This is a genomic window from Bacillus sp. IBL03825, assembly GCF_024712505.1.
Classification (GTDB): Bacteria; Bacillota; Bacilli; order Bacillales; family Bacillaceae_G; genus Bacillus_A; species Bacillus_A wiedmannii.
Window position 1 is genome coordinate 227,011 of record NZ_JAMXKE010000002.1, and the last position, 26,711, is coordinate 253,721.

A 26,711-nucleotide genomic window follows, 5' to 3' on the forward strand; every position below is an offset into this window, starting at 1 on the left:
AAACTTAAAAGGAGGTTGGGTATGCATATTGATTTTTTATTAGAAAGGTTTGAACTGAACAAAGAATGCGAAGCTATTGTTTGGGAGGATAAAAATTACACGTATGAGTGGTTACTAAATCAAACAAAGATTTATACTAGGGAGTTAAATGAACATAGAAAGATGGAGTATAAAATAGTCTCTTTAGAAGCGGACTATTCTCCATATTCCATAGCAATGTTTTTAGCACTTATTGAATTAGGATGTACAGTAGTACCAATCTTAAATTCCTTGGTTGACAGCAAGAAGAAAGAATACTATGAAATAGTTGAATTAGAAAAAGTGATTAAAGTTGAAAGTGGATGTTTTGAAATCATTAATATGCAAAGAGATTACATTCAAAATGAATTATTATTACAACTGAAAAAGTTAAAACATCCAGGATTAGTATTGTTTTCATCTGGCACAACTGGACGCAGTAAAGCAATTGTACATGACTTTACGTTACTTCAAAAGAAGTACAGAGTTGCAAGAAGTGCAAAGCGGGTTATACCATTTATGTTATTTGATCATATTGGAGGAGTTAATACGCTCTTCCAAATTCTTTCTAGCCTAGGGTGTTTGGTAATTATAGATGATCGTACCCCTAATCAAGTATGTAATATGATTGAGAAACATCAAGTGCAAGCTTTACCCGCATCACCAACTTTTATAAATTTACTTATACTGAGTGAAGTTTATAAAAAGTATAAATTAAATAGTTTGCAGACTATTTCTTATGGATCAGAAGTTATGCCGGAGGCTACATTAAATAAAATAAACGAAATTTTCCCTCACATTAAAATTATACAAATGTATGGCTTGTCAGAATTGGGGGTTTTATATTCACAATCTAAATCGAATGATTCTTTGTGGATCAAACTAAGCGATGGGAATATTGAGACAAGAGTTGTGGATGGAATGTTGCAGGTTAAATCAGTGTCTACGATGATTGGTTATATTAATGCTCCAAGCCCATTTACCATAGATGGCTGGCTTATGACAGGCGATATGGTGGAAGTAGACGGAGATTATATTAAAATCTTAGGAAGAAAATCAGAGCTTATAAATATTGGCGGAGAAAAAGTATTTCCAGCTGAAGTTGAAAATGTAATACAGCTAATGAGTGGAGTAGAAGAGGTCGCCGTAGTTGGTGAAAAAAATGTAATCACGGGGCAAATGGTTAAGGCTGTTGTTAAATTGAATACGAATGAAACTGTAAGTGAATTTAGAAAGCGATTGAGAGAGTTCTGTAAAGATAAACTACCAGTATATAAGATTCCACAGAAAGTGGTTCTAACAACTGAGAAAATGCATACAGATAGGTTTAAAAAAAACAAGAAAGTATTTATGTAATTATAGTTTTTATAATAGGGAGAGGTCGCCTTAGATTAAAATACAAATAAAAAAGTACTTCTATTTAAGTTCTTTTAATTGGGGTAGCGTCAGGAAAATGCGAATTTACAACGTTAAGGAAATTTCAATATTAAAAAGCCTAATTTCTCAATTTAATGCGAAGAAATTAAGCTTTTTTCATTACTCAATTAAAGCGCCCTTTAATGGAATAACTAAAATAGGATCTCTATCCTAAAATCACTTCTTTTTCAACTATAGCACCCGTTTTAAGAAAAGCCGCCGAAATGGCAGCCAGATTTTCCACAAAAGCTACCCGTTACTTTAAGTACAACATTTCACAATCTTATACATTGATGTTAATCACATTTCTTTCAGAAAGGGGAATTATAGGTTAATTTGCACCCCTGTTAGATAATGGGGGCTATTCATGTAGTCGTAGCTTGGCCACTCCTGCAAAGACGTTTCGTTTATGTAAACGGCTATTCAACAAACTGGAATTTGACGAACACGGATTATGCTTATACTATTCGCCTGTTCTTTTTGTTGTATATCACAACGGTTACAATTGAAACAAGAACAATCACAGCATTTGCGGCAATGGTTCCCGCCCAAGTCATAGTCATGGTGCCGAAGATAGGGGATGCCGCATTGAACATGGTGTGGAATAATACGCACATAAACACACGGCCTTTCCCTGATATTTTGTAGATTGCCCCGTTGAAAAACCGAAACGCAATGAGTTGAACTGCAAACATCCAAAAGTTAATGAGTCCCTCTCCGTGATTCGTCCCCGGAATGAAGAAGAGAGGGATATGCCATAAAATCCAAATGATTCCAACAAAAACAGAAGACAAAACAAAACCGTATTTTTTGTCAAGCTCAGGCTGCAATATGTACATCCAGCCAGCTTCCTCCAAGCCACCGATAAAAAGATTACCAAGCAGAGAAAGGAAGAACGTATAAAATGGAAGCACCATTTCCGTGCGGCCTGAAACTGCAATATGTATCAAAAAATACAGTGCAAGTCCTGCAACAACGAACAAATAGAGAGATATGCTATTTTTGACATAAAAAACAGTTCTCAACCATTCCTTGAAACCTGCTATTTTGTTATTTTTCTTTAGAACGATATATGAAGCAATAGCGGGCGACAAAATATAGATTGTAAAAGGGATATTCATCCCGAATTGCTGTAACGAGTGAACCCAATTGTGAACCGAATATCCGAATTGCCCAAGAGCAATCAAAGCACCTGACACAAGATAGGCTATGCAAAATGTCAGCATCGTAAATTGTACTGTGATTTTTTTGTCTGTCACAATTTCTTCACCTCACATTTTAAAGTATACATTAAATTTTAACGGATTGACGCTTTGACTTTTATCACCTAATGTTTGCTTTCTGCTATCAAAGTTGCGCTCCGCACAAAATATAAATAATCTCCATTACAAATTCTAATTTATCGACTTGTTTCTAAGCCCAATTATCGCACTATTTCGTGGTACAGTTATTTTTTCGGTACTTCATTACTTCCCAACTTATTAAACTAAACGACTGTTCGTTAAGTACATCTCTTCTCAATCTTCACGAAACAAATAAAAATGTTATTCCACAATCTGGCCCTTTAACGGAATAAGGAATGATTATTGTTTCCCTTCTGATAGCTTTCTATATAATGAAGCCCTAGACACATTTGTAATTTCACAAATTTGATTTACAGTCATACCTCCTTCTTTATATAGCTTTACTGCATAATTCATTCCTGCGTGATTTTTATGATATTTCTTTAACCGGCCTTTAAACTTGCCTTCTTTCTTAGCCAGCTCAATCTCTTCACGTTGACGCATACGGATAAGATCTCGCTCTAATTGATTAACACCAGCCATTACCGTAATTAAGAATTGACTGTATGGATTATCTTCTGATAAATCTAGCCATGAATCCTTGAGTGATTTTAAGCTTGCCTTTTTACTTCGTATTAAATCAATCAATTCAAATAAATCCTGCGTACTTCGAGTGAACCGAGTTAAGTCTGTAACATAAATAATGTCACCTTCACCTAAATCTTCTAACATTTTTTGAAGTTGCTCACGATTCTTCGTTGCTCCAGAAACTTTTTCCTCAAAAATAATATTCATTCCTATTTCGTTGAGTTGCTGAAATTGCCTTGAAGGATTCTGGCTAGTCGAACTGACACGTATATAACCGATTTTCCGCAAAATATCACCTCGTTTTCGAGACAAGTCTTATGAGACGCTCTTAACTATGATTTTATCAGTCTGCAACACTTGTATCAATAGAGTACACTCTATTGATATATAATTGAACCAATTAACTGAATATTTACAGAAATGAGATGATACTGTATGAAAATGGCGAGAGGTAGAGAATTGCTTACACCGGAACAGCGACAAGTCTTTATGCAAATTCCTGAAGATGAGTGGGTGCTAGGAACCTACTACACTTTTTCCAAACGAGATTTAGAAATTATAAATAAGCGAAGGAGAGAAGAAAACCGTTTAGGATTCGCCGTTCAATTAGCCATTCTTCGGTATCCCGGTTGGCCGTACACTCATATCAAAAGCATCCCAGATTCAGTCATACATTATATATCGAAACAAATCGAAACAAATCGGTTCTACTCCATCTTCGCTTAGTCTTTATCCTCAAAGAGAAAATACACTTTGGGATCATTTGAAAGAAATTCGTAATGAATACGACTATGTAACTTTTACTCTAAAAGAATATCGAATGACATTTAAGCACCTTCATCAATTAGCTTTGGAAAATGGTGATGCCATTCATCTACTACATGAATGCATAGATTTTCTAAGAAAAAACAAAATCATAATGCCTGCTATCACTACACTTGAAAGAATGGTGTGGGAGGCAAGAGCAATGGCTGAAAAGAAGCTATTTAATACGGTTAGTCAATCTCTGTCAAATACGCAAAAAGAAAAACTTGAAGAGATCATTCATCCATCCGAATCTAATAAAACTATATTGGGGTGGTTAAAGGAACCACCGGGTCATCCTTCACCCGAAACATTTCTAAAATTAATAGAACGACTTGAATATATACGGGGAATGGAATTAGAAACGGTACAAATTAGTCATTTGCATCGCAATCGCTTGTTACAGCTATCTCGCTTAGGTTCAAGATATGAGCCTTATGCATTCCGTGACTTTCAAGAAAATAAACGTTATTCGATATTAACCATCTATTTATTACATCTTACTCAGGAGTTAACGGATAAAGCTTTTGAAATTCATGATAGACAAATACTCAGTCTCCTATCAAAAGGCCGCAAGGCTCAAGAGGAGATTCAAAAACAAAACGGTAAAAAGCTGAATGAGAAAGTTATACACTTTACGAACATCGGACAAGCTTTAATCAAAGCAAAGGAGGAAAAATTAGACGTTTTTGAGGTTTTAGAATCCGTTATTGAATGGAATTCTTTCGTCTCTTCGGTGGTAGAAGCTCAGGAGCTTGCACGTCCTGTCGACTATGATTATTTAGACTTACTACAAAAACGATTTTATACACTTAGAAAATATACGCCAACGCTATTAAGGGTATTGGAATTTCATTCTACAAAGGCAAATGAACCACTTTTACAAGCTGTGGAGATTATTCGAAGAATGAATGAATCTGGGAAGCGAAAAGTACCTGATGAATCACCTGTGGACTTTATCTCGAAGTGTTGGAAAAAACACTTATATGGGGATGACGGTACAATTAATCGTCATTATTATGAAATGGCTGTTTTAACAGAACTAAGGGAACATGTTCGTGCTGGTGATGTATCCATTGTGGGCAGTAGACAATATAGAGATTTTGAGGAATATTTGTTTTCGGAAGATACATGGAATCAAACGAAAGAGAATACGAGGTTATCAGTTAGTTTATCATACGAAGACTATTTGACAGAGAGAACCAGCAGCCTTAATGAAAGACTGAAGTGGTTGTCTGCCAATTTTAATAAATTAGATGGGGTTTCTCTTGAAAAAGGAAAACTGTCAATTTCACGCTTAGAAAAGGATGCTCCAGAAGAAGCAAAGAAATTTAGTGCAAGTCTTTATCAAATGCTACCAAGAATAAAATTAACCGATTTACTTATGGATGTTGCATATATAACAGGATTTCATGAGCAATTCACTCATGCTTCTAATAATCGAAAACCAGATAAAGAAGAAACAATTATTATCATGGCTACCCTTTTAGGAATGGGAATGAATATTGGATTGAGTAAGATGGCTGAAGCCACACCAGGGCTTACATATAAGCAACTAGCCAATGTGTCTCAATGGCGCATGTATGAAGACGCAATGAATAAAGCCCAAGCCGTATTAGTAAATTTTCATCACAAATTACAATTGTCTTCCTATTGGGGAGACGGTACAACTTCTTCGTCAGACGGAATGAGAATGCAGCTAGGTGTTTCATCTCTACATGCAGATGCAAACCCACATTACGGAACTGGAAAAGGAGCCACCATCTATCGATTTACGAGTGATCAATTCTCTTCTTACTACACAAAAATTATTCATACTAATTCAAGGGATGCAATTCATGTTTTGGATGGTTTATTACACCATGAGACGGATCTAAACATCGAAGAACATTATACAGACACAGCAGGTTACACAGACCAAATTTTCGGATTAACCCATTTATTAGGATTTAAATTTGCTCCAAGGATAAGAGATCTATCGGACTCAAAATTATTTACAATAGATAAAGCAAGTGAATATCCAAAACTAGAAGCTATTTTACGTGGACAAATAAATATAAAGGTCATTGAAGAAAATTATGAAGATGTTTTGCGATTAGCCCATTCAATAAGAGAAGGAACAGTCTCAGCATCCCTTATTATGGGGAAATTAGGTTCTTATTCAAGACAAAACAGCTTAGCTACAGCCTTACGTGAAATGGGGCGAATAGAAAAAACAATCTTTATTCTTAATTACATTTCGGATGAATCTCTAAGAAGAAAAATACAAAGAGGATTGAATAAAGGAGAAGCCATGAATGGACTGGCAAGAGCTATTTGCTTTGGAAAACAAGGAGAGCTTAGGGAACGAACCATACAGCATCAATTGCAAAGAGCCAGTGCTTTAAACATAATTATCAATGCCATCAGTATTTGGAATACCTTACATCTAACAAAAGCAGTTGAATATCAAAAACAGTCAGATAGTTTTAATGAAGAATTATTGCACCATATGTCACCTCTAGGTTGGGAACATATTAATTTACTTGGAGAATACCATTTTAATTCAGAAAAAATGGTCTCGTTAGATTCTTTAAGACCATTGAAACTTTCTTAACGTTGTTAAAAATGGGGGAATCGGCTTGAAAATGGGCTTAGCGTTGTAAATCCGCATTTTCCTGACGGGACCCCATACAGAGAATTTAAAGAAATAATTTGCAGATTAAATAACATACATAAAAACCTCGCCATTTTGATAAGGTGGTGAGGCTTTTTAATGCATAAAGAAAAGACACCCAAAGGTGCCTTTCTTATATATACATGTAATTGTTTAGATTGAAAAAGCAAAATGATAAACGCTTTGTAAATTATTTGACTTAATAGAGTTTGTTCTTCCTGGTTCATTGTAGTAGTAAAGATCTACAATGTCGTATCTGTGTGTAAATCTTCCTACACTAGCAATTTTATCTCCATATGCTGGTGGTAATGAAGCAGTACCTGTGAATTTACCGTTTTCTCCAACTACACATTTAATATCCATTTTCCCTGGTTTGATATGAGCATCAAAAAAGATATAGAAAGTAGTTCCAGCAGGAGCTTTATTACCTTGTGCATCATAAGCAGTACCTGTAAACGTTGTAAGACCGCCATTCCCTTGACTGTATACGCGATATCTATAACCATCACCGTAATTGATATACTCATTTTTACCTACGTTTGTTACTTCAACTTTTTCTACACGAGCATCATTTTCTTCTGTAGCAGCAGATGCATCTTTCGGCATTACAAAACCAGTTAAAACTAAAGAAAATAGCATGATTGACATTAATAACTTTTTCATAATTCACCCTTCTTTTTCTATTATTTGTAAAAAGATTTCATGTACAATAATATAACTTAATATCTAGTTTATCAAATGTTTTTTGGGAATAATTATCCAATATGCATAATTGCATTAAAGGTGTTTTAAGTACTTTATCTTGTTTACAAAAAAAGACACCCAAAGGTGCCTTCCTCCGACTTGAACCACTTTAATTTTAATAATATAGTTCTAAGTTTAAAACTATAGGGATTTGTAAGTAGTTTTTACGAAATTATGAGTGTTTTTTATTTTGTATTTCAATAAGTTCATCTGGTATCATTTTTGTATAATATTCTTTTTCGGTTAGTTCGAATATAAATAATGCCTTTTTCCAGTTATAAACAACATCTTCTACATTGTGTTGTTTAATCTTTAATAAACACTGACCTTTTAAATAGAATAGTTCACCTAATAGGTATAAAGTATTTAGATTAATTGCTAATTTGATGCCCTTATCAATGTATTTTATTGCCTCTTCATGTTGATATGTGGAGGTCAAAGTTTTTGCTAAATTGAAAATGATTTTTAATTTAATTTCTTTATCTCTAGGAAAATCTAACTTATTAAAATTAGTTAAACATCTTTTTGATATAGTAATACTTTTTTCATATTCTTTATTTTCCCCATGAAATATAGCCATTGTCTGCATAATATCTATTTCTCTTTCTGATAAAAAATCAACATTGGTTAAAGTTAGTTTTAATGCATTATTTAAAAGATTTAAAGCAGTTTTTATGGATCTGTTCACCTCAAATACAGCAATTGCTTCATGCCATAGGAGAAATTGTTTATCTTCTTTTGCCTGGGAATTTTTTTCATCTTTCTCTTTTTTCACAATTTCATAAAGTTCTTTATATTGTTTTTGCTTTAAGCAATCTTTTATTACGTATTTTACATTTTCTATATATTTTAATTTTTTGTTTTTAGTTAATGCAAATATATTATTTGGATCAACACCAAGTCTTTCTGATAATTGATATAGCAATATGCTAGATGGATAGATTACACCTTTTTCGATTTTGCTAATTTGACTTTGTGAACATATTCCATGACATAATTTGGATTGAGATATATTTTTTTTAATTCTAAGTTCTTTAATGGTAATACCCAAATCATTAAATTCCATTTTCGACACCTACTATTTAGCACTTTATTAGTATAATAATATTCCCTAACCTTAATGTGAAGTAAAATTAATATAGTTTCAAGTATTGTTTGTTGAAAGGTCTTACCGTGTTATAAGATAGCAAGGCTTTTTTAGTATGTACAAAAAGAAAAGACATAATTAATTTTATGTTCTTTTCTTGAGTTAGGATCATTAAGGTCCTCCTATATGTATGAGATTTGTTGTGCCTATCAATATATATGCTGTAGATAATTATAACATCAAAATTAATTGTAATAGAATACTGCATCGAAAAGAACACGTATTAAATTAAACAAAAGCGTTATTTTATAGCAATGTGAAAAGAGCATACAGCAAATGTGTACTCATAACAATCTAGATTATTTTAAGGACCATGATATATCATCAAGGGCTTTATAAATATAACTATACATGCGGTAAAAGAGATACCTTGGATTGTATTTTTGTTTCCATTTCATAAAACTCACCTCTCATACAAATAGTTTAATTATATTATACAGTCATTAATTTTAATATTAAGAAAACTAGGTATGAATTAAGGTAAATTTAAACAAAATAGTTATTTGAAAAAAAGACCTCTTATGGAAAGATAAGAGGTCATCAAAAAGATGTTGTATTTGAAACACGTGATGTTTCACAAAGGAATTATAACATACATCCATATATTACGTATATATAATATTTAAGGCGAAATGAATAAAAGTATACAAAATCCTTATTTAAAAACAAAAAGCCCTAGAGTTAGGGCTCTAGGGCTTTTTGTTTTGGTATTCTCACATGGTTCTTCAAAAAGAATAGAACATACTGAAGATAACATGTGAATGTTTCATAAATGTATCGAAAAAGTGAACAAAATTGCTATTGCAGAAGATGCAGAAATGAAGTTTCTAATACGTAAGTACGTGAAAGGTATTATTTCCAATGGATAAAATGCGCATGGGACACCTAATCATTATTTTATAGGAGGAAAAGAATATGTTATGAACTCGGTTGAATGAAAAAATGACAATTTTACTTTTAGAGTCATTTTGAACAAAAACGCTATTTTAATCGAAAGGGGAATGGACATGAACAACGACTACTACATTACTCCAGAAGATTTCAAACGAGCAGAAGTGAACGGCATCAGTAATGACACTTTGCGTCAGCGCGTATATTCATACGGCTGGCCAAAGGAAATAGCGATTACTAAGGCAGTTTCAAAAGGGACGGGTTGGAAAGAATACAAGGACATAGCCGAGGAACACGGGATTTGCTATAGAACATTTGCAGATCGTAGGAAAAGAGGCTGGGATCCGCACGAGGCAGCAACAAAATCGGTAATAGGTAATAAAGAAGCGATTAAGATTGCTAGAGCAAGCAAAGCAGATACGGTATTCACTGATGAACAGGTACAGCGAGCAAAGCGTAATGGTATTTCACGAGAATTGCTATGGTGCAGAGTAAGGCGCTGGAAATGGGATGTAGAAACAGCTATCAATACACCAACACTAACACCATCGGAAGCGGAGTCACGGGGATATCAAGCGAGTTCTTTCAATTATAGAGGAACAAGCGCATTTTGGAATAAGAAACGAGCATAAAGGGAAATGGGGAAATGATTGAACAAGTGGATATTGCAGAGAGGCAGTTATCAATATTTGAAATGGATGAAACAAAAATTAAGCTGTATGAAGTCTTGGAAGCTAATGGCTACCATCACGAGATTAGGAGTTATTACCTACACAATGATTACATGGGCGAGGTTAAATACTTCTTCATTAGAACAACTGACGACATGATTATCGACATGTGCTTGAGTCAGTTTCCAGAAGTATTTACGGTGTACGAGGGATTCAGTGAAGTGGAGATCCAGAAGATATACAAAGGGAGATTACAATAAAAATTTCATTTTGTAGAGAAATTAGGTGAAAAACAATCATGTTAACTTGGATAACAATTGGTGTACTTATTTATTTGGTAATTGGAATAGGGTTATTAGTTTGGTCAGTAACTACTTCTTCTTGGGGAGGATTAATACTACATTTCGCAATCCCGATTATACTATTTTGGCCTTACTTTATTATTAGAAGTTTATTCGATAGATAAAAGAGCAGCTAGCAAAAGCTAACTACTCACCCAAGAAAAACAGAGGAAAGATAACCATGTGCCTACAGTATTGATGGAATATTTAGTTTTATTCAGGGGGGTAGAAGGAAATGAAGAAATTCGGGATGACGTTTTTCATAGTAAATGCTCTCATAGCGTATTTGTTCGCTGTGTTGGTTTATATAGAGGTTCTTCCTGTTACAAGAGAAATAGTAACCATGTTATTAGTTGTTGTTGGATCATGCTTCCTTAGCTTTAGTGCGAATATAGGTGAAGATAAATGAAAATGGTTCGTAGGCGTGCGGTTATTCGATTAGAAAAGCAAAGGAAAAGTGAAGATAGATTTAGTGCGGTTAAATGGGAAGTACACATAAATTTAGGTAAACGCAACTATACGACTAGGGTGATGTTGGGTGCATATCAAGACATGCAATCTATAAAAAATAAAGTAAATGAGATTACAACAAAATAATCCTTTTAATAGAAAGTGAGGTTAAAAGAGTGGAAGGCAATGTAAATCTATTGGGCGCAGACGGAATGTGTGGAATGGAGTTCACAGGAAATAAGGTTAAGGTTTATAACGGTGAAGGGCATGTAATAGAGAGTATGACTACAAGGGAGCATGTTCAGGAAGTTATTGATTTTCTTGAAGAGTGTAAGAAAGAAATGGAGGAATAAAAATGGGACTAGGAAACCACGGAATGGCATTTGAAAAACTTATTAATCTAGCGAATGAAATGTATCAAAGAGTTGGAGTGGCGCTTATAAACAAGCGTCCGACTCCTGTGAGGGTATTAAAAAGTAAAGGTGGCCGTGTGCTAAGTGGATTCTATGAAGCTAAGAGTACAGTAGACTATGACGGTGTGTATAAGGGCCGAGCTATCGCATTTGAAGCGAAATCTACAGAGAATTCTGGGCGATTTGATTTAAAGAACATCGCGCAGCACCAATTAGATTACCTGGAGAAAGCAGAGAAGATGGGAGCAATTTGCTTCTTCCTTATTGAATTTAGCAAGGACAAGTCAGTGTTCATAGTACCACTAGTAGTGATTCAATCTTACGTGAGGATGTCACAACAGCCAAAAGGTAAGAAGTCGATACCAAGAGCAGACTTTGATATTTACGGGTACTTAGTAGAACAGACAGAACGAGCGCCAGTTGATTACCTGCAATATGTAGATGAAGCAGTAGCGCCAGCTATGTTTGATGGAATGATTCAATTTGATCAGGACCATCAAAAGGTATCGAATAACATTGAAGCAGCAAAAGAGAAGATGATCAGTAAGACACGCAAGTTATTAAAGGCTTAATGGATAACGGAACCATGCAGGGTGGATGGTGGGGGCTACTCGCTATGCATGTTTCCCTTATTCAACAAAGAGATATTAAAATTTCACGTACCTGATGTGAATGTAAAAACCAAAATTCGAAATAGGGGGATTACAGATGGAGCAATTAGCATTCTTACCAGTAATGGACAAAGAAATGGAGAAGAAGATGCAAAAGGAAGTTGTCAGCATTCTAAAAGAGTATCGCGCCTTAAAAGCACGTTTTGAGAATGAAGTGGAGCAGCAGGAGGGAATTAGTCTATTTCCTGAGATAAGGAATACAAGACATGTTAGTAATATCAAATTCAAACAGATTGATAAGGCTTTACAATACGTTTTAGATTATGACGAGGCGGAGATTATCAAGATGAAGTATTTGAATGGTGAGAAGTTAAAGGATAGTTTTATCTACACTGAGTTATCAATGAAGAAAGATCATTTCTATTATAAGAAGAAAAATGCTATTCGATTAATCGCAACTTCATTGGGTATGATTTGAAGATATAGAAAAATAGTGCATTATGTAATATTTGTATGTTAATATATTATAGTTATTTATTTCTAATATATTAATAGGGAGATTAAAGTATGTTTAAGAAAATGAATCTATTATCAGTTTTATTTGTAAGTATATTGATTTTACTTACAGGGTGTGGGGGCTCTTCGGTAGCTTTTAAAAAGGGAGACAAGTACAAGGAAAGTGATGGACGTAGATTTATAGAAGTAGTAGAAGATAATGAATGGAAAATGCACGAAAAGAAAAATCGTACTAATGAATATGCTTTATATAAAGTTGAGGAAACTGAATATAAGGCTGGGGAGTATGCTGTTGTATCATTATCTTTGAAAAAGCAATTTGGTAAAAGTGATCCTTTGCGTCTGTCATCTGGCCCTGAGAAATATTTAGTAGCACTTACTGATAACGGAATGTCTATTGGAAGGGTAGATTTTGATATGAATAATCATTGGGGAAAATTCCAAAAGAATTTTAAAGAAGCTGAAGATAAGGAAGCTTTTTTAAAGGAAGTTGCTGAAAAGCTTAATTATAAATATGAGAAAACAAACTAAATAGTACATATAGAGTAGAGTCATTATATTGATTCTGCTCTTTTTATATTTAAAAACGTCGACAAAACGCCGATAAAAAAGGGGGAATTTTAGAAATGAAAATAACGTTAAATTATATGTACAAGCCCTTTGACAACAGCATAACGAAGAGGATTAGTACACCTATAAGTGAAATGTTCTTATGCGAGAATGTCACGGTAACGTATACCGCATAGTAGGGCGGGCAAGGTGGTAAGAACCCGCGTTAAGACGAAAAGACCAATGAATGTATTACGATGACATATTCCAGTGTGGCGGGTGTGAAATAACTCGCATTCGTCATGCTGTTTCTAATTTATGTTTATCAATCAGCTCGGAACGCGTCCTCTGGGTTGATAATAAATATAAGTCTATTACTCTCTAATATGTCGGTTCTTGAAAATGGAATGGGGGTGGTTGCTCATGATTGAGTGACACTTGCATTCTAAAAATCTAAAAAGTATACGTGATCTCGTACATTAGTAATTACTCACGATTCTTATTAATGACCAAAACGAGGGCAAAGAGTTCCACTCTTTGTTTGAGCCAATACAGCGGAAACATTCCCCTTCCGTCCCTCTAGTGTATTGGTTCAAACAAGGCGTCGGAAGAAACACATACGTCTTGATATAAATCCTTTATAATTCGATCTCGGCTTGCAAAGGCAGTAGCAGAAGTATAAGCCAACAAATAACAGAAGGTAGGCACCGGGTTCACGATACACGAACATAAAAGACAGGGTTCGACTCCCTAATGCTGTTATTGCTCTACGGAGTACAAACGAGAAGAGAAAGAAACATATGAGTGCTGAAAGAGATACAGGAAGCTCTTGCTCTTCTCCCAGTCACCGAACGTAAAGCGCGTAGCTAAAAGAGCTAGAAAATTACATGATGCGGTGGCTTGGAGAAGGTTGAGAGTACTCAGCCTTAATCTAAGAGAAACTTTGCCATTTGTTTTCTCTCTTCCATCCCCTTGAAAGAAAGCTGTCACTTCGGTGGTGGTTTTTTTGTTTATTCGAATGAAAGGATTATGATGATTCTTGTCGAATAATAGGTATAGAAAAGAAAGGGGAGAGGAATAATGCAACTAACAAAAAAAGAAAGATTAGCATTAGTGAATCAATATTTAATTTTGGAGAAACTTTATCCGAATGAAGAAGAGTATTATAAAACAATGCGAATAGCTTTAGAAAAAGGATATACTAAACATTACTCAGAAAACATTAGATTTATTGAAGATGAATTATCAGAGCATCAGTGTGAAGAAGTTATCGAAGTGCTCAAGATGCACAGGGCACTTAACTGGTCCTATGATAATTTAGAGGATAAAGAAGATGTGGAAAAAGATGACCTTAAATTCGACGGATTCGATTTGAATGATGAACACGAGGCTAAATATGCTGATTATGCAAAATACTATATGCACGATTTGAATTTTTACGTTGATGTAAGAGCAGAAAACGATTATGAAACGTATAATAGTCATCGTTCTATGCTTAGTAAGTACAGAAGAATGTTATCAGTTTGGAGAGGGATTGAAAACCCAAACGAACTAACAATACAAGAAATTAAAGATATATTAAATGCGTAATTAAGGAAAGCATCCATAACGGGTGCTTTTTTCTTTGTTGTATAGAAATTACACATTAAACCAGTGAAATTTTGAATGAGACAAGCATATACTAATAACTGAACACGACATATTCATTCTTTATAATCGTATCGGACGAGCACCTTATAGGGCTTTTTTTTTATTGCACATAAGGAATTCCCAAACATACAATATCGAGTCAATGCCAACCAACTTATTCCTTTTCCGAGAGTTATATATATTCCGCTATAAAGCTCTTTTATGTTGCGCCATTAGAACGGGCAGGGCATTGTCGTATATTTAATACTCAGAGGCTTAGGGCACTTTATAGTGTTCTTTTTTTATTGAACAAAATGGACATTTGGATTAAAGGATATCTATATAAATAGGTAGAATCTAATTAGTTGGTTCACATTTTAATCCAAGGGGTACAAATTCGATGCGGCGTGAAAAGGATTTGTTGAAACAATGGAAGGCGGATCTGCAAGCTATTCAAGAAGAGAAAAGGCTGAAGAAGAAGGCTAAGAAAAAGAATAAGAAATATAGCGTTCCTGGTAATACAGCTGACTTCATGGATGGTAAAAATACTTATCGTAAAGAGAATGGGGTATGGAAGCAAAGAAATAAATAATATGAGGATAAATAAGTTGATAGCAATTATTGTGGGCGCTACCGTGATCTAGGTGGCGTCTTGTTTGTTGTTAAAGAAAGATAAGGGAGGAGGAACTTCTTCCATTTGTTTTTATTTCTCCCTATTAGATAAGTTAACTATGGATAAATTTATAAAACATATTTTTTGAATTATTTAATACAAATATATATAATTATACCGATGTTAATATATTAACTAGTTAAAAATGGGGAAAGAAAAATGAAAATTAAATTTGATGTGGTTAAAGATGAAAATTTTGATTTTACTTTATTAGAAACAAAATTGCTGAAAACTTTTAAAGAAGTGGATAATGTAGCAATAGTTGAAAAGATTGAAGATAAAATTTTTGAAAAAGATGATGTTCCAACCCATTTGGCGGAGATTACTATTAATGTTACAGGAAAGAATATCGGATATAGATCAGTTTCAGCTAGTATATTTATTGTTCTAGAAAGTCTATCAATGAAGCTATTCAATATTAATATTAGTATACATTAAGCATCCGACAAGGGTGCTTTTTTCTTTGCTATATAGAAATTACACATTAAACGTGAATTTATACGAAATGATTGTTGTTAAGGAAAGATAAGGGGGAAATAAAAAAAGAGAGCTAATGCCCTCTTTTTTAGCGGTACGGTAATTAATCGCAGATTGGTATTCCGAGCAATCTTAGAGCTAATGCTACTTGAAGAGAAATCTCTAATCTAGCAATTTCAATACCAGCTACTGAGAGAACTAAAAAAGGTTGTCCGTTTACAAACACAACGCAACTATCCATGGTTACGCCTCCTTTCTAGTAATCTACTATAGTATATGTATAAATCATTAATGTGTAATAGTTTGATTAATTGATTTAATGTAATTGATAGATTAGCCCATTTAAAAAAAACAAATGGACATAACGGTTGAAAATTGAGAGATGAGATAGACTTGCAAATTGAAATATAATTACTCTAAAACATAGACTAGTAAACAAGCTGTTTTCACCTTTTATTCATAGAATATGATGAATTCTATTTTTAGAGGAGGGAATCATATCTATGGGATGGAATAATAATTTTGGACATTCTCGAGATTGTAATAGATTTTGGGATGATTTAGTATTTTGCGGATGCGGTCGTAGACGCAGAAGAAACGATTTTAACGACTGTCATTGTAGACGCGATTGCGATTGTGATGAGTGTCGTCGTAGACGTGATCATGAACGCGATCGTGATCATGATCATGGTGAACATCGAGATTGGTAAAATCTTTTGAAAGAGTGCATATCTTAATCGCACTCTTTTTTATTATGTTTTTATTAGTACTTATTAACTCGAAGGATACCGTTTCAATTTGATTGAACATCTAACAAAACAAACGAACACAAGGAATAAAATAACGTCCTAATTAGGTCTACTCTTTTAGGATTTGTTTTGTTTACATTTTAGACATAATTTAAATTCTTGTTTTATAAGTTCTTCAATGTCCTGTTTACATGTACGGAAAAGTAATGGTATTATTGGCTTATAGTTAATTTCCGGACACTTATACGGACAAAGGGGAGACATTAGATGATTCTTGGGTATGCTCGTGTATCTACACAGGAACAAAACTTAGCAAGACAACTCAAACAGTTAAATGATTATGGATGTGATTATGTATTTGAGGAGAAAACAAGTGGGGCAACAACTGATAGGCCAGAATTATTACGCATGTTGGACAATTTACGTGAGAGTGATGTAGTTGTTGTTACTGATCTAACTCGAATTAGTAGGAGTACTCAAGATTTATTCAAGCTTATAGAAACAATTAAAGGAAAAGGTGCATCGATTAAATCGATAAAAGATACTTGGTTAGATACAACAAGTGAAAATCCATACAGCACTTTCCTACTTACCGTCATGGCTGGTGTTAATCAGTTAGAGCGTGACCTAATTCGAATGCGACAAAGAGAGGGTATTGAACTAGCCAAAGAACGTGGTGTTTATAAGGGGCGCCCCAAGAAATATGACGATGATAATCCTAATATGGAACATGCTTTAGATTTACTTGCGAACCGAGAGACGAATAAGTTTACAGTAAAAAAGATATGTGAAGTTACTGGTGTAAGTCGCACGGTTCTTTATGAAAGAGCGAAAGAAAAGGGAGTTATGTAGATTTTAAAGTAGCCAATCCGCTTCTTTTTTATTTTTCATTTAAAAAGGAACCATAATAGGCTCCTTAATTCGATTCAGAAGTTGTGTAGTTTTTCTTAATGATATCTTTTATGTTGATAATTAAGGATATAAGGAATCCAGCAGCTAGGATACCGTTTACCCAGTAATATGTATTCCCTGATGAAAATTTGTTATAAAAGGAATCAACATTATAATATACTAATCCTGCTGAAATGACGGTTGAGATTACTAACGTACTAAAACTTTTCATATTTTCCACTCCATTTCTGAAAAACAAGATTCTTACAAAAATTATACAGCGAAATTTATAGATTTAAAATGAAATATAAAGGAATTACCGTGAATTGGGGGAATATGCCAGGCAGCGAATTCGCTGCTTTTTAATTTGCATATAAAAAAGGAAACCACAAAGGCTCCCTTTTATATTACGCTGTCTTATAATTTTTATTTTTAATCCTATTTTTAGTATCCATAAATGCGGCGAATGTAGCTATAGCACCACCTAAATAATAGACTTGGAATTTGTGGTCAAAAGCTAATCCTGTAATGAAATTGTAGCCGTATATAAAACATGTAATACCGAATAACCATAACATGAATTTCAAATCTTTTAAGCTCAATCTATAATTCTTAATTTTTTTCCACATATGTATCAACTCCTATTGTTATGAGGTTCTGTAGTTTTTCTTTTTGAAATCTCGCATGTTGAGGATAAAGAATAGAAGGAAGATAACAGCTCCGATGCCATAAATCCAGTAGTATGTGCGCCCTGTTGTGAATCCGTTATAGAAGGAATAGGCATTCCAAATTACAAGAAGTACTGAACAGACAGTAGAGACCATTAATGAGCCAAAACTTCTCATGATTTTCACCTCGATTCAAAATGTTAGAACTTATTTATAATTTTACATTTAAATAAATAGATTTACAAGAAGAGGAATAAAAGAAAGATACCGTTGGAGTTCGGGTCCTTTTCAAAAGTGATGATGTCTTCTCGGATTAGGAAAGAGAAAAACACAAAAATATAATACAATGAGTTTCAGAGAATTTCAATACTAAATTAGGGATTACCGCGAGGTGGTGAATATGGCTAGGCAACGAAGCCCAGATCGTGACAAAGCATTTAAAATATATAAAGCAAGTAAAGGTGAGAAGCCACTTATTGATATTGCAGCTGAGTTAAACCTCAAGCCTTCGCAAATCAGGAAGTGGAAATCACAAGATAAATGGGATGAGCAAATGAATGGTAACGTTACTATTGCGAAAAGGAGCGTTACTAATGTTAAAAATCCCAAAACGAAGGAAAAACTAAAAGAGATTTTAGAAGATGAAGAGCTGACCGAAAAGGAACGGCTCTTTTGTTTGTATTACGTGAAATACTTCAATGGTACGCAAGCTGCATTAAAGGCTGGTTATTCCAAAGATGGCGCTCACGTACAGGCTAGTCGATTGTTAAGGCGTGAACGAGTTTCTTCCTATATAAAAGAGCTTAAAGGTGAGTTGATTGAAAATGTATTTGTTGAAGCAATAGATGTCCTGAAAGAGTACATTAAGATCGCTTTTGCTGACATTACTAACTATGTGACTTTTGGGCAAAGAGAAGTTGAGTTTCAAGATGACGAGGGAAATCCATTCACTAGAATGATGAACTTCGTTGATTTACAAGAGGCTGACATGGTTGATGGTTCTATAATTACTGAGGTAAAGCTAGGAAAAGATGGTGTGTCAGTTAAGCTTGCTGACAAGATGAAAGCCCTAGATAAATTGGCACAGTACTTTGATTTAGTTCCTGACAACTTTAAACGCCAAATTGAAGAGGAACTAAAGCTCATCCAGTTTTACCAGAATGATTTAAACTCTGCCAAACTATTAATCAATGTTACTCACGACAAAGTAGTAACAGATTTTTCATCAGCGACAAGTGTACAAATTGCATTTTTAAAGCCTGATTGTAAGCGAGTATTCCAAGATGTACAGAATGTAAATCAAATGCAGGGTAAGTACTATGTTGTTTTAAGTACACAAACTCTGATTGCCTATGGTAATGTCATTGCACAATTGAGATTTACTTTCCCGAATAACAAAGTAATTGAAACTTGTAAATTCGCATTTACAGTAGATGAATCAATAATGTCTGATGATGCGATGAAATCTACAAATGAATTTCCAGTAATCCAAAAAGCTATTGAAGCAGGTAAGAAGCTTGAAGGTGTAGATATTGATGGCATTATTGCAGCTGGCGAATTAGCAAAGGGAGCAGTTAAAAAATCAGGCGACACTATGACAGGTCCCCTTAAGATGACTGTACCCGCCGCGGGATCTGTAGGTTACGGGTTCCAAGACACCGCAGGAAATGAAACTTCAAGGGTTGTCTCAGTAGCAAACGGAAATGTTGTGTGGCAGGACAGAAAAAACTTGATAGATGTGCTTACGTATAACCCTACAAATAAGACGCTTACTATGCAAGCCAACACCAACCTCATGAAGAAAACAGGGGACACTATGAGCGGTGACTTCACTATCGATCGTCCTAATGATACTACTCATAGAAATATCCGATTCCATACGAATAATGTTGTTGATGTCTAAACACATCAGGAAAATTTCTAGCATACGACCAAGTAGGAGGAAACGGTATATGGGAATACGATAAGAATACTAAAGCGTTCAACGTAACAGCTCCGAACACTAATCTCCTAAAGAAAACAGGAGATACTATGAATGGAAACATAGGTATCGAAAGAGGTGAAGGAGAAAGGTCTATCATATGGTACAAAAATGGTGTAGAAAGAACTAAACTAGCTGACAATAATACTAGGACGATGTTATTTAATAGTGAAAACAACGAAATAGTTTGGACGTACGAGAAAGCCTCTAAAACTTTTGAGGTTAGGGCTACTAATACTAACTTGGTAACTAAGGTTAAAGACGGACGAGCTGTTTTAACCTTGACAGCTGATGGTATCGCTTGGGATGGAGCTACACCTAATGTAGCCGACAGACGAGGAAATACTGTAACTCTAAGGTTAGCTATCAACAGAAAAGTGGGCTCGACAGGAGATATCACATCAGTATTACCTGCTGATATGAGACCGACATTAAATGTTATACAGTCTTTTATTGCTAATGACGGAACCGCTGTAAGGGTAACGATAGAGAATAGCACAGGCAATGTGAGAATCGGAACAGAAGGTAAAAACATGTACGCTACATTAACCTACGTAGTCGACCAAGGGGGAATCTATATGGCAAAATACTACGGTTATTGTTACAACAATGAAGGGAAATACACTGAAATGATTCCCTTGGAAGAGAAACCAATCTATGAAAAGCAAACATTCTACCGAGAAGAAACCAAAGAGGTTACCACAGAAGAGAAACTTTGTGAGCTTCATCAATCAATTCAAGACGGTACTTACGTGCCAGATCAAGAGAATGAAGAAGTGCCAATTAGTAAATACGATTGTTCTGATTGTGTAATGGAACATGTAGAGTATGAAACTATTAAAGTACCATACGAGGAAGATGTTGTTATAGGCTATGAGCCTGACATTCCTGCAAATTGCTCTTTAGAGATTTGTCCAGATTTAATTTATGCTCCAGTATTTAAAGATGGTAAGTGGGTTAAAACGATTGAACCGAAACCTGAGGAACCAAAGCCTCAAGAACCTTCAGAACTAGAAAAAATAAAACAACAATTAACTGATATTCAGAAAGAACTCGAAGATATCAAAAATCAGAAACCGCCAACTCTTGATGAACCAGAAACGCCAATAGCATTTGCAGCACCTATACAAGATACACCAGATTATGAACACGAAATTAATAAAATAAAGCAAGTCATTCCGAATTTAGGAGAGCAAATTGTTGATTTGCATAGTAGAATAGCGGATTTAGAGAACAAAGAGCAGGTGTAATTAACTGGTCTTTTTTATTTTTAAAAAAGGAGCTGAACTAATGCAAGAAATTCAAGATTTAAAGCAAGAAATCCAACAAATTAAGTCAGATCAAAAGGATATGCAGCGTGATATTCGCAATCTAGAAACACGTACTACTGTCAACGAAAAGGACATTGTAAATATTAATAAGCTTCTCGATAAGATTAGCGCCAATACTACATGGATTCTCCGGATTATTATAGGAGCAATTGTAACAGCATTAATCGGATTGCTATTGAAGGGAGGTATATAAGATTTGCCGCTTACAAAAGAAAATATTTTAAAACGATTGCGCAACTGGAAAACATGGGTTGCGCTTTTTTCATGCCTTGGATTAATCTTGTCAGTCTTTGGAGTAACCGGATTCGAGGGGAACTTGGATAAGGTCGAAGAAGCTGTGTACTTATTTGGGATTGCTATGGGGGTTTGGACTGATCACGAAGAAAAAGGAGAAGATGCTTAATGAAAAAAACTTTTAAAATGGCTTCCTCTGCATTTATGACTTTATTACTTCTATTAAGCTTTACAACAGGGGCTTTTGCTGATAGAACGCTTATTATTGATGATTTACCTAAGATGCCATATCGTTATGGCGTAGGAGCATATGAGGGCGTTGTGGCACATAGTGTGGTTTATCTGTAGAAAAAGGATTGTGGACGCATAGCGATGTAACGCATCATCTTGGCGGTACAGATCATGAAGACCCAATTGATTACTTAAAATCTCATGGTGTATCAGAAGCTCAGTTTAGAGCAGATGTAAAACGAGCATACAATAATTCTAGTGTGGATGTTTCTGTACCTGAGAATCCATCTAAACCAGCGGAGGTTCCAACAGCTGTAACAGATAGAATCGCGTATATTGAAGGTTATAACGTGAACTTACGTAAAGGACCTGGTACAAGCTATTCTAAGGTTCGTCAGTTAAACAAACCAGAAGCTTATGTTGTATGGGAAGAAAAGGATGGTTGGTTAAATATTGGCGGTAAGCAATGGATTAAGAACGATCCATCTTATGTGAAATTTAGCAATAAAAGTACATTAGATTCTTCTATTGTAGGTAAGCGCGTTGTTTCCAAAGTTAATAACCTACGATTCTATAATACCCCATCTTGGCATGATAAATATGTTGCTGGTTCTGTAGATGCAGGATTAGGATTTATAATTGATGCGAAGATAAGTGTAAATGATTCGTATCAATATAAAGTGCATAATAGTCATGGGAAAGTTTTCTATATTACGGCTAGTGATACGTATGTGAATGTGCGTTAATTTAACAAAAAAGGCCACCTACCACAGGCGGCCTTTTTCGTGCTGTATGTAACATTATTTACTTGTTATTTTTTTCGTTTTTCAATTTTGTATGTTCATTTAACCAAATATCTATTAGATTTCTTAATGTAATAGTTTCTATTTCAAGAGGGATTTCGATTTCATCTTCATCATACTTATTAAATATAACAGTTTTATCTCTTCGAACATCTGCCCCAAAAATATTTGCACTTATTTTTTCATAATCACTTTTTTCATTTAAAACTTTATCTACAGTTTCTGCTATCCAATCACCGAATTCAGATACCTCTACATTTAAAAAAGCTTCTAAAATATCGAATTCCTTTGGTAGTCTAATAACTAAACTACCTGTACTAAGTAACTCAAATTTGTAATCCATATTATTTTCTCCCTTAAAAATTAAATTATCGACCTTGTCTTGGAAATGCAGAAATAATTTTACCATTACCATCTAAAAACAAACGAATAGGTAGGCCGTCTATCCCTACTCCATCATAGATATTAGTATTACCACCCATGTGAATTTTATTGCTGTATGCCTCGTTTATATTATCTACGATTTGTTGTGGATGCCAATCTTTAGGAAAAAAGGTAGAATAACCACCATTCGCCGCCTTAGGAATCCCATCCACTTCCACTTGGGCTTTGTATGCCCCATAATCATTAATTCTACGATCTGTTCCAGGGATTATTTTTCCGTGAGTATTCTCTAAAAACTCTGAGTGGTATCCAGTTGCTTCGCCTCTCCGGTTTATCTCCCCTTCAAGGATATGTTTAAGTGAGTTTGACCGGAAATTCTCAGTTTCTTGTAAACTAGATATGATTTCGCTAGTAGTGAGTGATGAAGTATGACTTTCATTAACAGGATTACTTCCGCTAGAACCAGCCTCGTCTTTAGCAAACTGATGAGTCGATAGTTTTTCTTCAGCTTTTCTAAAATCAGGTGTATCAAATACAGAGCGTATATTATTTCCACCAGCTAAAGCAAACTCATTGTGATTGCGATTGAATAAGGATGCAGCGTCTTGCAAGCTTTGATTAGCAGTTCGTGAAATCTCAGCTAATTTTGTGCCAGGGTTCAACATTGCAATTTTATCCACGCCTTTTGTTCCTAAGAATAGTTGTCCAACAGCCAATATAGTATGACCAGCCGCGCTTCCATACCATGCTGCACCACTATACGAGTCACCATTGGTAACGTCACGATTCCAAGAATCAGAAATTGTTTGTTTTATCGCATTAAACGTCTCGATTGGGTGAGAAACGGCTTCAATCGTGTTATTAAATGTGTCAATTGGATGGATAACTGCATCTGCAATCACCTATAGCGTCGCCCACGCCCTTTTTAAAGTGATAGGGGACACCTAATCCAGCTTTTTCAAAAGCAGATTCGATTTCATCATCTATAGTGTCTTTTATTTTATTCACATCTTTATAAGCTGCATCGATACCATGTTTAAATTTATCATATAAAGACTCATCGGAATTTTTTACTTTACTAAGATCCTCATAAGTTTCTTTGAGATCATGCCAAACTTTATCACGTAAAGATCCATCATTTTTCTCACTATTTAACGGACCACACATTGCTCCTTCTTCAAGATTTTTGTCATATGAAGCATCTGCGGTACGGAATTTTTCGGCAATTCGTTTCAAATCCTCTTCCACTTTTATAATAGAATTGATAGATGTAAAAGCTTTTGGTCTCGCATCGTTGAACATTCGAACGAATTGTTGATTAGAGGCACCAATCCATTGAAAACATAAACGATCTATTTCATTACATAGATTATTATGTATAGATTCTAATGCGATTCTGGTATTATTTGCATGATTAGCGACGTCTTCTAGCATTTCAGGTGTTACTTTGATTTGAACCATTTTTTTCCTCCCTTTCCCCAATTAAAATTATGAGATAAAAAGAAAAAAATGTAAATATAGAAACTTTAGATTAGTATAATAATAATTATGCGAAATAAAGAAAATCCGCCCTATTAGATGATTTTTTTGTTTTACACTAATAATATCGATAAATTTCAACGTCATATTATTATAAAATGCATCCGTTGTAGCGTTATGCGGTGGCTTGTTTATTATGGTTGGTAGCCAAGAACGAGGATTCTCGCTAATTAGTCGTGCGGGAATCGGTTATATAGTTGTTCAAATGGTTCCGTTGTTTATGAGATTGCTTGTCGAAATAGCAAAAGCTATTTAATTCTATTAACGGGTTTATTATTGGAATAAAAATCAAAAAAATTCCTTCTTTTACTAATTTGAAAATAGTTATATAATGATTGTTGGAATTGTATTATTGACGTTTAAAATAAAGGGGAGAGAATAGTAATGAAAAAATTAATAATTTCAGGTGTATGTGCAGCAGTATTCGGTACAACTTTTTTTGCGAATAATTCTATGGCTGAGACATCGGGTAATATCACAAATCAGGGAATACAAGCAGCGAGCACTCAAACTAGTAAGTTTATAGATGTACCCGAATGGCATTGGGCATTTAATGAAATTAACTACATGGTTGACCACAATATAATGTTGGGATACCACAATGGTTATTTTGGAGCTGTAGAAAAAATAACGCGTGAAGAATTAGCGGCATTCTTATATAGAACGGTGGAAATTCCTGATTATGATATGTCACAGCCGCTTCCTTTCAATGATATAAATGATTCAATGTTTAAAAAGGAAATTGCAGCAGGATATAAAAGTGGAATTTTCTCTTACGAATTTAATGGTCATTTTAACCCAAAAAGAATCGTAACCCGAGCAGAACTTGCTCAAACTTTCGTAAACGCTTTTTGGTTAAACAAGCAGTTTAATCATCAATTTAATGATATGCAAGGACACTGGGCTAATGAAGCCGTAGAAATTTTATATAGTAATGGTATTACTGGTGGTGTAGGTAATAATAACTTTAATCCAGACGGTACAATTACGCGTGAACAATTAGCAGTATTTCTATATAGAACTATTCCAATGTCTATCAAAGATCTACGAGATAATGCTAAGTAAAAAATAATTAAAAGACTGACTCTTATGAGTCGGTTTTTTATTTGCCGGAATTTCTTAACTGCTGATTCTATCATATCCGTTGTAGCGCTATGCGGCGGTTTGTTTATTATGGTAGGTAGCCAGGAACGGGGATTCTCCCTTATTTCAAGGGCAGGGATCGGCTATATTGTAGTCCAAATGATTCCGTTGTTTATGAGGTTGCTTGTTGAAATTGCTAAAGCAATATAAAATGATATAGGAAATAATGTGAAAAATCGTATATTAAGAGAAAAGAAAGAGGTGAAAATATGAATGTGTGGATAGTCTTAGGTGCTGATAATTGATTCAAGGTTAAAGAGAAGAGAGTCGTTTTATTTTATAGCATTCTTAGCTGTTAGAAGAATGCTAATATTTTAAGCGGTGAGACATGTTCCAACGCTTTTATTTTTATCCTTTTAACTAATTTTAAAAAGCTATATCTTTTTATTGACTCAAGTTAACTATAGGTGAAAAATAAAGATACCACAAGGATGTGATACCTTTATTTGGCTAGCTATTGTAGCCGTCCTCGGCGCTCTTAATCTGATTAAAAACACCTTAGATATATATTTCAAGGTTAAACAAGAAATACATAAGAGTCGCACCCACCAAGATAACAACTCAGAATAACCACAAGGGGAGGAAAACCTCTCCTATTACCTAAGATTATAACATATTCGTAATTATTATGAAAAAATTTATGTGGAAGAATATACCGTTTGCTTTATTTCTAATTTTTGTTTTAACAACCCTTGATTATAACAATCTAGGTACTGGGAGCTATATCTACATTATTTTTACAGGGATAACTTTATTCTTAATGTTCCTTAATATAATAACCCTTTATATAAAGGAGAAGCATAATCTTTAATTTTGAAATAAAAGAACAACTAACAAAGTTCATACAAGATGAAATTTAAAGCAGTGTCATATCCCATTG

Annotated in this window: 29 protein-coding genes and 5 pseudogenes; 24 read left to right on the forward strand and 10 right to left on the reverse strand. The window is 34.5% G+C overall.

What is annotated here, in order from left to right; all coding sequences use genetic code 11:
- Positions 1 to 21: 21 nt before the first annotated feature.
- Positions 22 to 1,374 carry an ANL family adenylate-forming protein gene (locus tag NHG49_RS28745; RefSeq protein WP_154131533.1) on the forward strand — a complete coding sequence of 451 codons (1,353 nt, stop codon included), beginning with the start codon at positions 22 to 24 and terminating at the stop codon, positions 1,372 to 1,374.
- Between the two features lie 518 nt (positions 1,375 to 1,892).
- Here the strand turns inward: NHG49_RS28745 and NHG49_RS28750 are convergent.
- Together NHG49_RS28750 and NHG49_RS28755 are read right to left on the reverse strand one after the other, a co-directional pair.
- Positions 1,893 to 2,693, reverse strand: a complete 801-nt coding sequence (locus NHG49_RS28750) for a CPBP family intramembrane glutamic endopeptidase (protein WP_258126981.1) — start codon at positions 2,691 to 2,693, stop codon at positions 1,893 to 1,895.
- 324 nt (positions 2,694 to 3,017) lie between these two features.
- Positions 3,018 to 3,593: a recombinase family protein gene (locus NHG49_RS28755; RefSeq protein ID WP_222661540.1), complete on the reverse strand. Its 576-nt coding sequence runs from the start codon at positions 3,591 to 3,593 to the stop codon at positions 3,018 to 3,020.
- Between the two features lie 147 nt (positions 3,594 to 3,740).
- Between NHG49_RS28755 and NHG49_RS28760 the strand changes: the two are divergent.
- Positions 3,741 to 6,705: pseudogene (locus NHG49_RS28760) on the forward strand (Tn3 family transposase).
- 213 nt (positions 6,706 to 6,918) lie between these two features.
- Here the strand turns inward: NHG49_RS28760 and NHG49_RS28765 are convergent.
- Together NHG49_RS28765 and NHG49_RS28770 are read right to left on the reverse strand one after the other, a co-directional pair.
- A complete protein-coding gene (locus tag NHG49_RS28765) occupies positions 6,919 to 7,428 on the reverse strand; it encodes a hypothetical protein (RefSeq protein ID WP_222661538.1) in 510 nt (169 codons plus the stop codon).
- A gap of 253 nt (positions 7,429 to 7,681) precedes the next feature.
- Positions 7,682 to 8,575 (reverse strand): helix-turn-helix domain-containing protein, encoded by an 894-nt coding sequence (locus NHG49_RS28770; protein ID WP_258126982.1) that lies wholly within the window; start codon positions 8,573 to 8,575, stop codon positions 7,682 to 7,684.
- Between the two features lie 1,088 nt (positions 8,576 to 9,663).
- Between NHG49_RS28770 and NHG49_RS28775 the strand changes: the two genes are divergently transcribed.
- The 12 genes from NHG49_RS28775 to NHG49_RS28830 all read left to right on the forward strand — a co-directional run bounded on the left by NHG49_RS28775 (position 9,664) and on the right by NHG49_RS28830 (position 15,838).
- A complete protein-coding gene (locus NHG49_RS28775) occupies positions 9,664 to 10,179 on the forward strand; it encodes a hypothetical protein (RefSeq protein ID WP_258126983.1) in 516 nt (171 codons plus the stop codon).
- Positions 10,180 to 10,193: 14 nt separating this feature from the next.
- Positions 10,194 to 10,478, forward strand: a complete 285-nt coding sequence (locus NHG49_RS28780; RefSeq protein ID WP_222661535.1) for a hypothetical protein — start codon at positions 10,194 to 10,196, stop codon at positions 10,476 to 10,478.
- Between the two features lie 38 nt (positions 10,479 to 10,516).
- Positions 10,517 to 10,684: a hypothetical protein gene (locus NHG49_RS28785; protein ID WP_179876774.1), complete on the forward strand. Its 168-nt coding sequence runs from the start codon at positions 10,517 to 10,519 to the stop codon at positions 10,682 to 10,684.
- A gap of 110 nt (positions 10,685 to 10,794) precedes the next feature.
- Positions 10,795 to 10,968: a hypothetical protein gene (locus NHG49_RS28790; RefSeq protein ID WP_176548036.1), complete on the forward strand. Its 174-nt coding sequence runs from the start codon at positions 10,795 to 10,797 to the stop codon at positions 10,966 to 10,968.
- Positions 10,965 to 11,156: a hypothetical protein gene (locus NHG49_RS28795; protein WP_258126984.1), complete on the forward strand. Its 192-nt coding sequence runs from the start codon at positions 10,965 to 10,967 to the stop codon at positions 11,154 to 11,156. The genes NHG49_RS28790 and NHG49_RS28795 overlap by 4 nt, the downstream gene beginning before the upstream one ends.
- A 29-nt stretch (positions 11,157 to 11,185) precedes the next feature.
- Positions 11,186 to 11,362 (forward strand): hypothetical protein, encoded by a 177-nt coding sequence (locus NHG49_RS28800; protein ID WP_222661534.1) that lies wholly within the window; start codon positions 11,186 to 11,188, stop codon positions 11,360 to 11,362.
- A gap of 2 nt (positions 11,363 to 11,364) precedes the next feature.
- Positions 11,365 to 11,994 carry a Holliday junction resolvase RecU gene (locus tag NHG49_RS28805; RefSeq protein WP_258126986.1) on the forward strand — a complete coding sequence of 210 codons (630 nt, stop codon included), beginning with the start codon at positions 11,365 to 11,367 and terminating at the stop codon, positions 11,992 to 11,994.
- A gap of 136 nt (positions 11,995 to 12,130) precedes the next feature.
- A complete protein-coding gene (locus tag NHG49_RS28810) occupies positions 12,131 to 12,511 on the forward strand; it encodes an ArpU family phage packaging/lysis transcriptional regulator (protein ID WP_222661531.1) in 381 nt (126 codons plus the stop codon).
- Positions 12,512 to 12,600: 89 nt separating this feature from the next.
- Positions 12,601 to 13,080, forward strand: coding sequence for a DUF5512 family protein (locus NHG49_RS28815; protein WP_222661529.1), 480 nt, complete (start codon positions 12,601 to 12,603; stop codon positions 13,078 to 13,080).
- A gap of 1,098 nt (positions 13,081 to 14,178) precedes the next feature.
- Entirely contained in the window at positions 14,179 to 14,688 is a 510-nt protein-coding gene (locus NHG49_RS28820) for a YfbU family protein (RefSeq protein ID WP_258126987.1), read from the forward strand.
- Positions 14,689 to 15,127: 439 nt separating this feature from the next.
- Positions 15,128 to 15,319, forward strand: a complete 192-nt coding sequence (locus NHG49_RS28825; protein ID WP_222661525.1) for a hypothetical protein — start codon at positions 15,128 to 15,130, stop codon at positions 15,317 to 15,319.
- Between the two features lie 240 nt (positions 15,320 to 15,559).
- A complete protein-coding gene (locus NHG49_RS28830) occupies positions 15,560 to 15,838 on the forward strand; it encodes a hypothetical protein (protein ID WP_222661523.1) in 279 nt (92 codons plus the stop codon).
- Positions 15,839 to 15,980: 142 nt separating this feature from the next.
- Here the strand turns inward: NHG49_RS28830 and NHG49_RS28835 are convergent, their stop codons facing one another.
- Positions 15,981 to 16,118 carry a DUF3956 domain-containing protein gene (locus tag NHG49_RS28835; RefSeq protein ID WP_222661521.1) on the reverse strand — a complete coding sequence of 46 codons (138 nt, stop codon included), beginning with the start codon at positions 16,116 to 16,118 and terminating at the stop codon, positions 15,981 to 15,983.
- A gap of 262 nt (positions 16,119 to 16,380) precedes the next feature.
- On the opposite strand from NHG49_RS28835, the gene NHG49_RS28840 reads away from it, so the two are divergent.
- Entirely contained in the window at positions 16,381 to 16,587 is a 207-nt protein-coding gene (locus NHG49_RS28840; protein WP_222661519.1) for a hypothetical protein, read from the forward strand.
- 306 nt (positions 16,588 to 16,893) lie between these two features.
- Entirely contained in the window at positions 16,894 to 17,478 is a 585-nt protein-coding gene (locus NHG49_RS28845) for a recombinase family protein (protein WP_097851695.1), read from the forward strand.
- 64 nt (positions 17,479 to 17,542) lie between these two features.
- On the opposite strand, the gene NHG49_RS28850 is transcribed toward NHG49_RS28845, so the two are convergent.
- The 3 genes from NHG49_RS28850 to NHG49_RS28860 form a co-directional block, all read right to left on the reverse strand.
- The gene (locus NHG49_RS28850) at positions 17,543 to 17,749 is read right to left on the reverse strand and encodes a hypothetical protein (RefSeq protein WP_222661516.1); all 207 of its coding nucleotides are present in this window, start codon (positions 17,747 to 17,749) and stop codon (positions 17,543 to 17,545) included.
- A gap of 175 nt (positions 17,750 to 17,924) precedes the next feature.
- On the reverse strand, positions 17,925 to 18,146 hold the full coding sequence (locus NHG49_RS28855; RefSeq protein WP_097879987.1) for a hypothetical protein: 222 nt from the start codon (positions 18,144 to 18,146) through the stop codon (positions 17,925 to 17,927).
- Between the two features lie 18 nt (positions 18,147 to 18,164).
- On the reverse strand, positions 18,165 to 18,362 hold the full coding sequence (locus NHG49_RS28860; RefSeq protein ID WP_258126989.1) for a hypothetical protein: 198 nt from the start codon (positions 18,360 to 18,362) through the stop codon (positions 18,165 to 18,167).
- A gap of 223 nt (positions 18,363 to 18,585) precedes the next feature.
- On the opposite strand from NHG49_RS28860, the pseudogene NHG49_RS28865 reads away from it, so the two are divergent.
- The 6 genes and pseudogenes from NHG49_RS28865 to NHG49_RS28890 form a co-directional block, all read left to right on the forward strand.
- Positions 18,586 to 19,327: pseudogene (locus NHG49_RS28865) on the forward strand (terminase small subunit); the annotation flags it as partial.
- A gap of 56 nt (positions 19,328 to 19,383) precedes the next feature.
- Positions 19,384 to 20,088, forward strand: a pseudogene (locus NHG49_RS28870) (BppU family phage baseplate upper protein); the annotation flags it as partial.
- A gap of 656 nt (positions 20,089 to 20,744) precedes the next feature.
- On the forward strand, positions 20,745 to 21,416 hold the full coding sequence (locus NHG49_RS28875) for a hypothetical protein (protein ID WP_222661549.1): 672 nt from the start codon (positions 20,745 to 20,747) through the stop codon (positions 21,414 to 21,416).
- A gap of 40 nt (positions 21,417 to 21,456) precedes the next feature.
- A complete protein-coding gene (locus NHG49_RS28880; RefSeq protein ID WP_087955501.1) occupies positions 21,457 to 21,690 on the forward strand; it encodes a hemolysin XhlA family protein in 234 nt (77 codons plus the stop codon).
- A 3-nt stretch (positions 21,691 to 21,693) separates the two neighbouring features.
- The gene (locus NHG49_RS28885; RefSeq protein WP_258126990.1) at positions 21,694 to 21,900 is read left to right on the forward strand and encodes a hypothetical protein; all 207 of its coding nucleotides are present in this window, start codon (positions 21,694 to 21,696) and stop codon (positions 21,898 to 21,900) included.
- Positions 21,900 to 22,708: pseudogene (locus NHG49_RS28890) on the forward strand (SH3 domain-containing protein). Before NHG49_RS28885 ends, NHG49_RS28890 begins: the two are co-directional and overlap by 1 nt.
- Positions 22,709 to 22,766: 58 nt before the next feature.
- On the opposite strand, the gene NHG49_RS28895 reads toward NHG49_RS28890, so the two are convergent.
- Both NHG49_RS28895 and NHG49_RS28900 read right to left on the reverse strand, forming a co-directional pair.
- Positions 22,767 to 23,108, reverse strand: coding sequence for a hypothetical protein (locus tag NHG49_RS28895; protein ID WP_258126991.1), 342 nt, complete (start codon positions 23,106 to 23,108; stop codon positions 22,767 to 22,769).
- A gap of 25 nt (positions 23,109 to 23,133) precedes the next feature.
- Positions 23,134 to 24,610 (reverse strand): annotated as a pseudogene (locus tag NHG49_RS28900) (WXG100 family type VII secretion target).
- A gap of 462 nt (positions 24,611 to 25,072) precedes the next feature.
- Between NHG49_RS28900 and NHG49_RS28905 the strand changes: the two are divergent.
- Both NHG49_RS28905 and NHG49_RS28910 read left to right on the forward strand, forming a co-directional pair.
- A complete protein-coding gene (locus NHG49_RS28905; RefSeq protein ID WP_222661510.1) occupies positions 25,073 to 25,753 on the forward strand; it encodes an S-layer homology domain-containing protein in 681 nt (226 codons plus the stop codon).
- Between the two features lie 24 nt (positions 25,754 to 25,777).
- Positions 25,778 to 25,981: a hypothetical protein gene (locus NHG49_RS28910; RefSeq protein WP_222661507.1), complete on the forward strand. Its 204-nt coding sequence runs from the start codon at positions 25,778 to 25,780 to the stop codon at positions 25,979 to 25,981.
- Positions 25,982 to 26,711: the final 730 nt, after the last annotated feature.